Consider the following 12,847-nt stretch of genomic DNA (forward strand, 5'->3'; position numbering starts at 1 on the left):
TATGGGCAAATTTACGGTGAATGAAGACGGATCAATCGAAATACCAATGAGTCTATTAGAGGATATGAAGATCGACCCGAATGGTCCGATTTTTATGGAAGTGGTTGATGAAGGGATTAAGCTTCATAGGAATAAACCAAAAGCCTCTAAGGCCTAAGAACGAGAAAGGTGTTGGCTTGATATAAAAGGCTGTGTTTTGATTAATTCAAGAGGCATTGCAAAAACGATTATGCATGAAAATGGATAATGGTTTTTTTTGTGTGGTTGATGAATGGGACAGTCAGACAGGTAGAATGAACTGGAAGGATATAGCTACTATGACAGTAAGCGTTGTATGCATTACATATAATCAGGAAAAGTACATAGCTGAGGCGATTGAGAGTTTCTTGATGCAAGAGACGAATTTTGATTATGAGATCTTAATTCACGATGATGCTTCAACGGATACAACACCGGAGATTATTAGACAATACGAACAGGCCCATCCGGACCTTATTAAGCCGGTGTATCAAAAAGAGAACCAGTATTCCAAAGGCATACATGTTCTTGATTTCTACAAAGCATATGCCAAGGGCAAATACATAGCGATCTGTGAAGGCGATGACTACTGGACAGATCCTAATAAGTTACAAAAACAAGTAGATCATATGGAGGCGCATCAAGACTGCAGTGCCTGTGTACATGCTGCCCATTTGGTGGATGCAAAGACACATAAGAAGGTTGGAAAAGTAAGACCAAGTCTTAGAAGCAGAGATTATTCACCAGAAGAGGTTATCCTTGGTGGGGGTGGTTTATTTGCTACGAATTCTATTATGTATGCGAGAGCATTTTCTGAACGCCCTAAGTTTTTTGATAACTGTTCTATTGGGGACTTTCCTTTGGTGATTCATTTGGCCCTTAGTGGCAGGCTTCACTATATGGATGCATGTATGTCGGCTTATAGAATTGGCGGGGACAACTCTTGGACAGCAAAAATGTCCAAGGCAAGTATAGAGATTAAAAAAAAGCATATAGACCGAATTGAAAATATGTTAAGAGAAGTAGATGAGTACACCCAAAAAAAATATAACGACATTATAGAACAGAAAATCAAGAAGAATAGATTTGATTTTTTGATTGCTATTGGTGATTTTGAAGCAGCTAAATCGGACTGGTATAGGTATGAATATAAGGCCCTTGGCCAATATGAAAAACTTAAAATACGATTAATGCTTTTATTTAACCGTATTAGAATGTCATCAAGAACAGTTAAGAGGAAGTACGAAGAATGAGTCCGGAAACGAACAAATCTAAAGCACTTTCTCCCCTATTGTGGAAATCATTAGAAAGAAGTGGCAGTCAAGGTATATAATTAATCGTATAAATCATATTGGCGCGATTACTCATGCAGGAAGAATAGGGCATCATTACTTCTGTTATGGTCTTTATACTCCTTGCAATGTATGGGGAGATGGGGTGTCTGGTATTGCTATATATATTGGTTTGGCAAATTTATTTCATATAGAGAGTTGCTATTATTTGATGTCCACAGCAAAGCAGTTGATAAAAGATAGAAAGCGTTAATTGCGTGTAGGATATATTGATTGAAGGAGTGGTGGTTATGAAAACAATTCTGGTAACAGGTGGCGCAGGCTTTATCGGTAGTAATTTTATTAAGCTAATGGTTAAGAAATATTCAGACTACAAGATCATCAACTTAGATGCTTTGACCTATGCAGGGAATCTAGAGAATCTATCGGATATGAGTAGCCAAAACAATTATACTTTTGTAAAAGGGGACATAAGAAACCGAGAAAATGTAGAAGAGATTTTTAGGGCTTATACGATTGATATGGTTGTTAATTTTGCTGCGGAGTCTCATGTAGATAGAAGTATCCAAGAGCCGGAAGTCTTCTTGACAACGAATATATTAGGGACCCAAGTGCTTCTTGATCTGGCTAAAAAATACTGGAAATTGAACCCGGAGGATAAGTATTGTAAAGCTTATAGGCCAGGGGTTAAGTTCCTTCAAGTCTCAACAGATGAAGTATATGGTGCTCTAGGTAAAAGGGGTATGTTTGTGGAGACGATGCCACTGATGCCTAACAGCCCCTATTCAGCCTCTAAGGCGAGTGGGGATCTGATTGTTCGAGCATACCATGAGACCTTTGGTATGCCGATGAATATTACAAGATGCAGCAATAACTATGGTCCCTATCAGTTTCCTGAGAAGTTGATTCCCTTAATGATTACCAACTGCCTTAATGATAAGGCCCTTCCGGTTTATGGGGATGGTATGCAGGTGCGCGATTGGCTTCATGTATCTGATCACTGCCTTGCTATTGATAGGGTTCTTCATAAAGGTGTTGATGGAGAAGTCTATAACATAGGTGGGAACAATGAGAAAGCGAATATAGAGATCGTTAAGGGAATCATTCATGCCCTAGGTAAGTCAGAGGCCCTGATTCAATATGTTCAAGACCGTCCGGGTCATGATCGAAGATACGCTATTGATAATACGAAGATTAAGACACAACTGGGTTGGGAACCGACCTATACCTTTGATGAAGGGATGAAAGAGACTATTCGGTGGTATATGGAACATGGTGAATGGATAAAGAACATCGTGTCCGGTGCCTATGCGCTTTATTATAAGCAGATGTATTCTACATCTCAAGAAAAGAGGTACTAGGTTGAAGAAGATTTTGTTACTTGGTGGTTCAAGGCAACAGATTCCGGCCATAGAATATGCGAATAAACAAGGTTATTATACAGTTTTGTGTGATTACTTGTCGGATAATCCCGGACAAGCCTATGCCCAAAAATTCTATGATATCAGTACAACGGACAAGGAATCTGTACTTGCTATAGCCAAGGCGGAAGCTATTGATGGGGTGGTAGCTTACGCTTCTGACCCGGCGGCTTTGACGGCTGCCTACGTTGCAGACCAGTTGGGCCTTCCTACTAATCCCTTAGAATCTATTAAGATTTTGGCTTATAAGGATAAATTCAGGAATTTCTTGGTTAAGCATGGTTTCAATTGCCCTTATGCAAAGCGCTTCTCTGATCTTAAGCGCGCAAAAAAAGAGGTCAAGGAGTTTAGATTTCCGGTGATGGTTAAGCCGATTGACTCTTCAGGAAGTAAAGGTGTAAGCAAAGTTGAAAGCATAGATGATTTTGAAAAGGCTTATAAAATAGCTTGCGACAATTCCAAAAGACGACAAGTGATTGTAGAAGAATTCATCCTTCAAGATCACCCTTATATGATTGCTGGTGATTGTTTTGTTATGCATGGAAAAGTCGAGTTCTGGGGTTTTTTAAACAGTCATAGAAATATAACCAATCACCCTTATGTGCCTATTGGTACAAGCTATCCGGTCTACATCAGTGATAGAAGATTGGCTTTAGCAAAAGAAGCCTGTGAAAAATTACTTGATTTGCTCAACATAGAATTTGGTGCTTATAACATTGAGATCCTTATAGATCAAAATGAAAAACTTTATTTTATTGAATTAGGGCCAAGAAATGGTGGGAATATGATTCCGGAGCTTTTACAAATGGCCACTGGAAACAATATGATAGCAGCAACCATTGAAACAGCAATGGGGCATGAATATAGACTTGAAAAGGGCATATTAGAGAATAAGTATTTGACGACCTATGTCTTGCATTCAACCCAAAATGGCTATTTAAAAGAAATTAATTATAAGAATAGGATTGATACAAAAATCTTCAAAAAAGTCTTATATAAGAATATTGGAGATTATATTGAAGTTTTTGATGGCTCTAATAAAGCTATAGGCATAGTTTTTTTGAAGTTTGACAATCAAGAAGAACAGTTGGGTTTTATGGACAATCCTGAAAAAGATATTGAAGTGGTTGTTGAGAGGGAGGAATCTCTGATCGTGAATCATGAGGCCGGTTAAGAATGAAGAGAAAAATAATATGTGGATGGTTATACTGAAAGTGGGTTATTATGGACAAACAAATTCAAGTGACGCGCTCATCAATGCCGGAATTTGATGAATATATTGATGAGATAAGGACTTTATGGGATTCTCATTGGCTGACGAATATGGGCATAAAACATAAAATGCTAGAATCACAACTGCTAGATTATCTAAGTGTGCCAAACATTAGCCTTTTTAACAATGGTCATATGGCTCTTGAGAGTATCATTGCAGCTTTTAAGCTTAAGGGAGAGGTTATTACGACACCTTTTACCTTTGCTTCAACGACACATGCAATCGTAAGGAATGGTCTGGAACCGGTTTTTTGTGATATTAATTCGAAAGACTGTACCATAGATGTAGAAAAGATTGAGGGTTTAATAACTGAGAGAACGTCAGCAATTATTCCTGTTCATGTTTATGGCCAGATCTGTGATGTAGATAGGATTAAAGAGATTGCTAACAGGTACAAGGTCAAAGTAATCTATGATGCGGCACATGCCTTTGGTGTTAGAGTTAAGGGGCAAGGTGTTGGTTGTTTTGGAGATGCATCTATGTTTAGCTTCCATGCTACCAAAGTTTTTAATACCATTGAAGGTGGTGCTGTTACCTATAGTAACCCTGTTTTGGAAGGGATTCTAAACAATATGAAGAACTTTGGCATTACTGAACCTGAGTTGGTTGCGTATGTAGGTGGGAATGCAAAAATGAATGAGTTTCAAGCGGCTATGGGTATATGTAATCTAAGACACATTAATAGAGAGATTGGAAAAAGGAAAATAATAATGGAAAGATATGTGGCCCATCTTAGCAACCTGGAAGGTGTTAGGTTGCTAGAACCCCAAAAGGACGTAGAAAGCAACTATGCTTATTTACCGGTACTATTTGAGGGTTACAAAATGTCTAGAGACCAAGTGTATGAAAAACTAAAAGAGCATAATATTTTTGCCCGAAAGTATTTTTATCCACTTACGAATACTTTTGAATGTTATAGGGGCTTATATGACGTAGGTGAAACGCCGGTAGCGAAGGGGATTGCTGATTGCGTGTTGACACTACCATTGTATGCAGATCTAGATATATATGAAGCTGATAGAATTTGTGAAATTATTAAGAGGGGGTAAGAAAATGAAAGGTATTATTCTTGCAGGTGGAAATGGAACAAGGCTTTATCCGATAACTCAAGTGGTCTCAAAACAGCTGTTGCCCATATATGATAAACCGATGATCTATTATCCATTATCTGTGCTTATGTTGGCAGGTATTAAAGAAATATTAATTATTTCAACGCCCAACGATATTGGGGCATATGAAAAATTATTAGGTGATGGCCAATCACTTGGACTGAAGTTTTCATATGTTATTCAGAGCGAGCCTAAGGGTTTAGCGGATGCCTTTATTCTAGGGGAAGACTTTATTGGTGAGGATAGTGTTTGTTTAATTCTTGGTGATAATGTCTTTTATGGCCAGGACTTGACAAAAATATTAAATGAAGCCACAGGTTCAAAAGAAGGGGCGGTCATATTTGGCTACCCTGTGAAAGACGCTAGGTCGTTTGGTGTGGTTGAATTTGATGATCATCGAAAGGTGATTTCAATCGAAGAAAAACCTGAACATCCAAAATCAAATTATGCGGTTCCCGGTATATATTTTTATGACAATCAAGTGGTTGATATAGCAAAAAATGTGAAGCCATCAGCCCGCGGTGAAATAGAGATTACATCCATTAACAATGCTTATTTGGAGAAGCAATTATTAAAAGTTGTCCTTCTGGGTAGAGGTATGGCTTGGTTAGATACAGGCACACCAGAAGGCATATTAAAGGCAGCCGAGTATGTAGAGGCCGTCCAATCTAGACAAGGTTTTTATATTGCTTGTCTTGAGGAAATCGCATGGAGAAGGGGCTTCATTAATGACGAACAGTTTAAAGCTGTGGGAGAAAGCTTAAACATGACAGAATACGGTCAATATATACTGTCCTTAATTGAGGAATACAACTATAGATAGATTATGATGGGCTCTGTATTTTGTTTCTATAAGCAAGAACATCGTACAAAGCCAGTTCTGTAATAGTTAAGTGGACAAAAAAGGAAAGGAAATATGATGTTAGATTATGAATATCATAAAAATATAAAATGGATAGAATTTTTTTGATAGCAGATTATAAGAATGAGTTTTTAATAGAGTTAGACGATCATAACAATTATGTTTCGATGGACATCAACCATCTTAAAGCATGCTTTAAGGAGGAAGGCTATGAACTTGTGGTCACGAACTATTCTGAGCTTGATCTTGAGTGGGATTATAATAAGGCGTATATTTTATATCAGACATCTGAAGCTAACGGACAGTTTTACAAAAAATATATTGAAGATATTATTTGTCATTTTGAAAAATTAGGGGCAGTGCCTTTACCTTGTTATGAATACTTAAAAGCACACCACAATAAAGGCTATATGGAGTTACTAAAAAGTAGGTTTGTTGATGAAGAACTAAAAACTATAAAAAGCAAATACTTTGGTACTATGAGTGAGGCACTTTCGTATACGCCTGAATATCCAGTGGTTATCAAAAAAATATCAGGAGCAGGTAGTATGGGTGTCTATTTGGCCAAAAATGACAAGGAATACACTCAGTATGTTAAAGAAGCAACAAAGACCATTATTGGGGAGCATCTGTTTCAAGTGGTGGAAAGTGCAAGTAAAGAATGGGCTAAGAAGATTTTTTCATCTATGCTAAAGCCTCAAAATAAAAACCAATCCATTCATACTGACAGACCCATTGTTGTTCAGAATTTTATTCCTAATTTACAAGGGGATTACAAAGTACTCTATTATGGAGGAAAATACTACACCTTGTATAGAAAAAATAGAGATGACGATTTTAGAGCGAGTGGCAGTGGTAAGTTATGTGAAGTGCCCATAGAAGAAAATGATGCTCTTCTTGATTTTGCAGAAAAGGTAAAAGAAGAAATTGATTTTCCAATTATCGGAATGGACATAGGACATGATGGGAATAAATTCCATTTGTTAGAATTTCAAATGATTCACTTAGGTCCTTATGCCCTTTTGAAATCCAATTATTATTTTGTTAAAGATCAAGGAAAATGGAAATGTATCCAAGCAAAGTCGGATCTGAATATGGAGTTTGCAAGGAGTATTTGTGCTTATATTGAATCAAAGAAGCATTTGGCAATAGAGGTTGATCATTAAGAATAAAAAATGTTGAAATAATGGTTAAAGGGTCAAAACTAAGTTTTGACGCCTTAACCAATAATACATAATAAAAACAAGGGCTAAGGTGAGGAAGTTGAATATTATTATTGGTGGGGATTTGGTCCCGACAAGGGTAAATCAAAAGCTTTTTGGTTCATCTAAGATGGATCAAATTATTGATGGCCATATAAAAAAACTGCTTGAATCAAGTAATATGAGGGTTTTTAATCTAGAAGTACCGTTAACAAATACAGAAACACCTATTAGTAAATGTGGACCCAACTTAATAGCACCAACCAATTCAATAAAAGGTATTAAAGCGCTGAACCCCTCTATGCTTTCTTTGGCAAACAATCATATTTTGGACCAAGGTGAGCAAGGCCTTCAATCGACAATAGATCTTCTTCAAGAGCATCAAATTCAATTTCTAGGAGCTGGAAAGAATATTTTGGAAGCTTCAAAACCAATTCATGTTGATTTTGGCAACATTAAAGTTGGTTTTTATGCATGTGCAGAAATAGAGTTTTCAATTGCTACTGAAGAAAGAGGGGGTGCTAATCCTTTTGATATATTCGAAAGCTTAAGTACTATTAACGAGCTTAAAAAAGTATGTGACTATGTCATCATACTTTATCATGGTGGAAAAGAACATTATCGATACCCTTCGCCTTACTTACAAAAAGTTACAAAGAAAATGGTTGAAAAAGGCGCAGACTTAGTCATATGCCAACACAGCCATTGTATAGGTAGTTATGAAAAATATGAGAAGGGGACCATTGTCTATGGTCAAGGGAATTTTATTTTTAATGAGCATAACAATGAATTTTGGAATACAAGTCTATTAATAAAGGTTATTTTGGAAGATTCATTGAGCATTGAATATATACCTATAATTAAGACGGACCTAGGTATTCGACGTGCAAATACCGATGAAACAAATAGGATTCTGAAGGATTATAATGAAAGATCTTCTCAGATTCTTCAAGATGGTTTTATAGAAGACAAATATACCGCATATGCAGAGGAGCATATTGAGGCTTATTTAAGACATTTTGTGAAGATGGGGAAATGGGTTTCCAAATTTGATAGAAGAATTTTTAAAGGTAGAATATTAAAAAGCAAGTGCGACAAAGCCTACTTATTAAAATCATTGAATTTCATAGAATGTGAAGCGCATAGAGAATTAATTATCGAAGGCTTAAAGAACAGGATTGATAACGAGACCTAGGTCCAAATGCCTATTTGTGAATGGTATTTACTATTGAGATAGATGGGTAATAATGATAAAGTAATTACGTATTAGAATTACGTATTTACTTTTTTTGTAATTTTCAATAGATTGATGTAGGAAGAAAGGGTGGTTGAGCATGAGAAGAAGTATAGGGTTGCTGGTATTATTGACTTGCTTATTACTAGTAATGACAGCTTGTAGTCAAGATAAAGCTGAAGATGAGGTAATTGAAAAAGACACTCAAGAAATACAAGCAGATCTTGAGGATGAAAGCCGAGACAATGATAATCAAGACAATGAACCTCTTTTTGAAGAAGAACTTGAATTCGCCAGAGAGGAAGTTAGTCATACGGTAGGTGCCAAGATGCCGGATGGATATCCCTATGATTTTTGTCCACTTTATGAGCCGTCAGAGATTAGCATTGCAATGAAAAATGAAGATGAGGAATTTATAGGCTATACGGTGAATCTACTTACGAAGCATGAGGTTGACCAGGTGAAGGATTTCTACCTAGGTTATGGTCCTCAAAATACGAGTGATTTGGGTGTGATGGCTATCTATGTTTTTGAAGCGGAAAATGATATTGACTATGCTTCTGTGACCGTCATGGAGAATCCGGACGAGGGAGACGAAGTATTTGAGACATCTATTACGATATCAATGAGTTTAAGTAAATAAAATATAAATCAAATATAGGGAATAAGATAAAAAATGATGTGATATAGCGTGCACATCGTTTTTTTACGTATTAACCAAAGATAGGACCGCATATTGTGGCACTTTTACAGTTGACATAAGGGCTCTTAACCTCTATAATTTCATCATGAAAAGCTTTTCATATCAGTCTGTAAGGAGGCGTTGTTTTGACAAATAAAGAAGAGGACAAGAAAATGGATGCAATCCAATGGGAGGTACCTAGACCCGAGGATTATGATAGGATAGAAAAAGGGGATATGCCTGGAGATGTGATTCAGATACATGAAGGACATATTACTAAGGCAACTGTTATATTTCCCAAATTATATCAGTTGGTTACAGCCATACTGGAGACCCGTCCCAAAGATAAAGCGGTTATTTCGGTTCATGGTGGTTCCGGCGTGGGCAAGTCGGAGATTGGGGCTTTATTGGCTTGTTATTTTAAAGATCGTGGTATAGGTACATATATATTGTCCGGGGACAATTACCCTCATAGAATACCGAAGCACAATGATCAGGAGCGACTTAGGATCTTCAGAGAGAGAGGCCTTAAGGGATTCGTTGCACAAGGTGCTTATAACAAAGAACGAAGTGAGGAATTAAGAGAGCTTCAAAGGCTTGACCTAGATTTTGATCCGGATCAGATTAAGGCATATCCATGGTTGTTTATCTATCAACAAGAGGGTCGCAAAGGTCTTGAAGATTATCTTGGTACGGCTGCTGAGATTGATTTTGAGGAGATTAGCAATATTATAGCACGGTTCAAAGGCGGTAAAGATCATATTTTTCTTAAAAGAATGGGGCGTGAAGAAACAGAAGTATGGTACGACAAGGTTGATTTTACGGATGTTAAGGTGATGATTATTGAGTGGACCCATGGTAACAATGCTGCTCTGACCGGCGTGGACATACCGATTCTACTTAACAGTACCCCCAGTGAAACACTTGAACATCGTAGATTACGTAATAGAGATGGTGGAACAGATAGTCCTTTTACAAGCTTGGTATTGGATATTGAACAGAAGCTACTGTTTTCCCAGGCTTTTAAAGCTAAGATTATTGTGCTTAAGGACGGCGAGATTGTGAATTATGAACAATACCGTCAAATCATGTTACAAGAGGGTCTATAGTAGAGGAAGTGAAGGAGGCATATCATGAATGAATTAAATCAAGGCGCAGCCAAAAAAGCAAAAGTGGGCTTGGGACCCATGCTTAATGTCTATCCAGACAGCGTTGGTGCTTCATTAAGTGGTCTTGTGAAGTTGCTTGAGAAGGAAGTTTTTAAGGATGTTTTTGAATCTTTGTATATATTACCCAGTGTGTTTAATACAGATCTAGATAGAGGATTCTCAGTTATTGACTATGAACTGAATGCTTTATTAGCTTCAAAAGAGGATTTGGAGACTTTAAAGCAAATGGGTATGGATTTTAAGTTTGATTTTATTCTTAACCATGCATCGGTACTATCTAAGCCTTTTCAAGATATTATTGAAAAAGGGGAAGCGTCAATTTACAAAGACTTTTTTATTAACTGGAATCTTTTCTGGGAAGGCAAAGGTACAATGACGGAAGAAGGCTATATTCAGCCAGATGCGGCTTTGATTCAGGATATGTTTTTTAGAAAGCCTGGCTTACCAATTCTAAATGTTCGAATGCCGGATGGTAAAGAGGTGCCTTATTGGAATACATTCTATCAAGAAATCAGCTACAACCCTATTGATGCCATAGACCTTATGGCTGAGATGGACCTTCAATACGGACAGGCGCACTTGATTGCAGAGAGGGTGAATCAGGGTCTTGAAGAGGGGAAAAAGCTTTTAGATATTGATCTTGGCCCGATGGCTTCTCATCAGATGCTTGTTGTTGACTATCTTGAGTCCCATCGTAAATACTTAGGGCAAATGGATCTGAATATAAAGTCTCTTCTTGTATGGGATTTTTACGAAGATACTTTGAAAAAGTTGGCCGGCTATGGCGCCGGTATCGTAAGACTGGATGCTTTTGCCTATGCACCAAAGGCACCGGGGGAGAAGAACTTCTTGAACGAGCCCGGAACATGGGATCTCCTTGAACGTGTCAAATCCTTAGCGGACCGTTTTGGCCTGAATCTTCTGCCAGAGATTCATTCCAAATATGAGGAAAAAATACATGAAAAAATAGCAGAGGAAGGCTTTATGACCTATGATTTTTTCTTGCCGGGATTGATCATCGATGCCTTTGAAAGTCACTCAAGTGTCCATCTGATTCAGTGGATCAAAGATCTACAGGATAAGAAGATGATTACGGTGAATATGCTGGGGTGCCATGATGGTATTCCTTTATTGGATCTAAAAGGCTTGTTGTCCGATGCTCAGATTCAGAATCTAATTGATGTTGTTGTTGGTCATGGTGGTTATGTGAAGGACCTTCACGGGAAAAAGAACATCTATTATCAGGTGAATGCGACGTATTACAGTGCCCTTGGAGAAGATAATCAGAAGATGCTCCTTGCCCGTGCGATTCAGATGTTCATGCCGGGCAAACCACAGATCTGGTACTTAGACCTTTTTGCAGGCAAAAACGATTATGAAGCGGTAAAGCGGGCTGGAGCAGCAGGTCACAAAGAAATCAATCGAACCAATCTGACTTTGGAAGAAGTAGAAGCACGTCTAGAGGAGAAGGTTGTGAGAGATCAGATTGAATTAATTAGATTCAGACAGACACATCCGGCTTTTGGCTTAGATGGTTTTCTTGAGATTATTAAGTCTGAGCCGCACAAGCTTATCTTGAAATGGGTCAAAGATGATGCTTTTGCCTTATTAGAAGCAGATTTAAAGTCTTATGAATATGTGATTTCAAGTTCGGAATTATTTTTATTGGGTAATTAAGATGATATATGATATAATATTCTGGTATACTGATTTTCAATAGTAAAGCAATAAATAAAAAGATAGAAGATATAGCTATGAGGAGAGATTATTATAATGATTATTAAGCGTGGTTGTGTTATTTTGCGAGCTATTGAGCAAAAAGATTTGCCTTTGTTAAAGGAACTTATGAATAATCCGCATATTGAATATATGACACAAGGTAGCAACTTTCCTGTCTCTGACTTTGAGCAGCAACGTTGGTTCGAAAGTTTTGACCGGCAGAAGGATCTACGTCTCATAGCAGATACTGTTGACGGTGAAACCTATGGCTATATTGCTTTATTGAATATAGATTGGCGTAACGGTACTGCTTGTATAGGCGGAAAACTTAAAAACAATAAAAAAAGAATACGCGGTGATGTAAGAGATTCAACAATGGCCATGCTTAATTACGCATTTAATGAAATGAATCTTAATTGCATTGAGGCTTATGTTCTAGAGCATAATGGATTTTCAATATTAAACCTAAAACGTTGTGGTTTTACTCAAGAAGGGCTTATGCGAAGTCGGGTTTATAAAAGGGGAAAACACTGTAATCAACTTGTATTCTCCATGCTCAAATCAGAATTTCAAGCTTTAGAATTAAAAGAAGGAAAGTCTGATTAGTCTTGTCGTAAGATAAAGATTTGACATCAAATAGACGGACATAATAATAATAATAGTAGTAGTAGATAGAGCATAAAAAGTCGATGTATCATTTTGAAGCTATCGGCTTTCAGTCTATCTACTATTTTTATATATAAGGTTGGTTAAAGGGTCAAAACTAAGTTTCACTAAATTCACATACAATATATAGATTAGTTGATGCATTCATAACTATATATTGTATGCAAAAGTTCAACTATATAGTTTTGACACCTTAACCA

11 protein-coding genes are annotated in these 12,847 nt (G+C 37.2%); all 11 read left to right on the top strand.

The window, feature by feature from the left end; translation table 11 throughout:
* Positions 1-239 precede the first annotated feature (239 nt).
* The 11 genes from AC6F8J_RS09780 to AC6F8J_RS09830 all read left to right on the top strand — a co-directional run bounded on the left by AC6F8J_RS09780 (position 240) and on the right by AC6F8J_RS09830 (position 12,587).
* Positions 240-1,271, top strand: coding sequence for a glycosyltransferase (locus AC6F8J_RS09780; RefSeq protein WP_500722970.1), 1,032 nt, complete (start codon positions 240-242; stop codon positions 1,269-1,271).
* 329 nt (positions 1,272-1,600) lie between these two features.
* On the top strand, positions 1,601-2,671 hold the full coding sequence (gene rfbB, locus AC6F8J_RS09785) for a dTDP-glucose 4,6-dehydratase (protein ID WP_500722971.1): 1,071 nt from the start codon (positions 1,601-1,603) through the stop codon (positions 2,669-2,671).
* A 1-nt stretch (position 2,672) separates the two neighbouring features.
* Positions 2,673-3,905 carry an ATP-binding protein gene (locus AC6F8J_RS09790; RefSeq protein ID WP_500722973.1) on the top strand — a complete coding sequence of 411 codons (1,233 nt, stop codon included), beginning with the start codon at positions 2,673-2,675 and terminating at the stop codon, positions 3,903-3,905.
* Positions 3,906-3,955: 50 nt separating this feature from the next.
* Positions 3,956-5,053, top strand: coding sequence for an aminotransferase class I/II-fold pyridoxal phosphate-dependent enzyme (locus AC6F8J_RS09795; RefSeq protein WP_500722975.1), 1,098 nt, complete (start codon positions 3,956-3,958; stop codon positions 5,051-5,053).
* 4 nt (positions 5,054-5,057) lie between these two features.
* Entirely contained in the window at positions 5,058-5,936 is an 879-nt protein-coding gene (gene rfbA, locus AC6F8J_RS09800) for a glucose-1-phosphate thymidylyltransferase RfbA (RefSeq protein ID WP_500722977.1), read from the top strand.
* A 128-nt stretch (positions 5,937-6,064) separates the two neighbouring features.
* A complete protein-coding gene (locus AC6F8J_RS09805) occupies positions 6,065-7,141 on the top strand; it encodes an ATP-grasp domain-containing protein (RefSeq protein ID WP_500722979.1) in 1,077 nt (358 codons plus the stop codon).
* Positions 7,142-7,238: 97 nt separating this feature from the next.
* Positions 7,239-8,372 carry a CapA family protein gene (locus AC6F8J_RS09810; RefSeq protein WP_500722981.1) on the top strand — a complete coding sequence of 378 codons (1,134 nt, stop codon included), beginning with the start codon at positions 7,239-7,241 and terminating at the stop codon, positions 8,370-8,372.
* Between the two features lie 139 nt (positions 8,373-8,511).
* Positions 8,512-9,054: a hypothetical protein gene (locus AC6F8J_RS09815; RefSeq protein ID WP_500722983.1), complete on the top strand. Its 543-nt coding sequence runs from the start codon at positions 8,512-8,514 to the stop codon at positions 9,052-9,054.
* Between the two features lie 185 nt (positions 9,055-9,239).
* Complete coding sequence (locus AC6F8J_RS09820) at positions 9,240-10,202, top strand: adenylylsulfate kinase (RefSeq protein WP_500722985.1); 963 nt, start codon at positions 9,240-9,242, stop codon at positions 10,200-10,202.
* Between the two features lie 24 nt (positions 10,203-10,226).
* Positions 10,227-11,939, top strand: a complete 1,713-nt coding sequence (locus AC6F8J_RS09825) for an alpha-amylase family protein (RefSeq protein WP_500722987.1) — start codon at positions 10,227-10,229, stop codon at positions 11,937-11,939.
* A 96-nt stretch (positions 11,940-12,035) separates the two neighbouring features.
* Positions 12,036-12,587 (top strand): GNAT family N-acetyltransferase, encoded by a 552-nt coding sequence (locus AC6F8J_RS09830; RefSeq protein ID WP_500722988.1) that lies wholly within the window; start codon positions 12,036-12,038, stop codon positions 12,585-12,587.
* Positions 12,588-12,847 lie beyond the last annotated feature (260 nt).

The sequence above is a fragment of the Petrocella sp. genome, from assembly GCF_059865615.1.

Coding starts and splice junctions, on each gene's coding strand:
- AC6F8J_RS09780 (WP_500722970.1), top strand. CDS start 240: ATGGATAATGGTTTTTTTTGTGTGGTTGATGAATGGGACAGTCAGACA.
- rfbB (WP_500722971.1), top strand. CDS start 1,601: ATGAAAACAATTCTGGTAACAGGTGGCGCAGGCTTTATCGGTAGTAAT.
- AC6F8J_RS09795 (WP_500722975.1), top strand. CDS start 3,956: ATGGACAAACAAATTCAAGTGACGCGCTCATCAATGCCGGAATTTGAT.
- rfbA (WP_500722977.1), top strand. CDS start 5,058: ATGAAAGGTATTATTCTTGCAGGTGGAAATGGAACAAGGCTTTATCCG.
- AC6F8J_RS09805 (WP_500722979.1), top strand. CDS start 6,065: ATGGATAGAATTTTTTTGATAGCAGATTATAAGAATGAGTTTTTAATA.
- AC6F8J_RS09815 (WP_500722983.1), top strand. CDS start 8,512: ATGAGAAGAAGTATAGGGTTGCTGGTATTATTGACTTGCTTATTACTA.
- AC6F8J_RS09825 (WP_500722987.1), top strand. CDS start 10,227: ATGAATGAATTAAATCAAGGCGCAGCCAAAAAAGCAAAAGTGGGCTTG.
- AC6F8J_RS09830 (WP_500722988.1), top strand. CDS start 12,036: ATGATTATTAAGCGTGGTTGTGTTATTTTGCGAGCTATTGAGCAAAAA.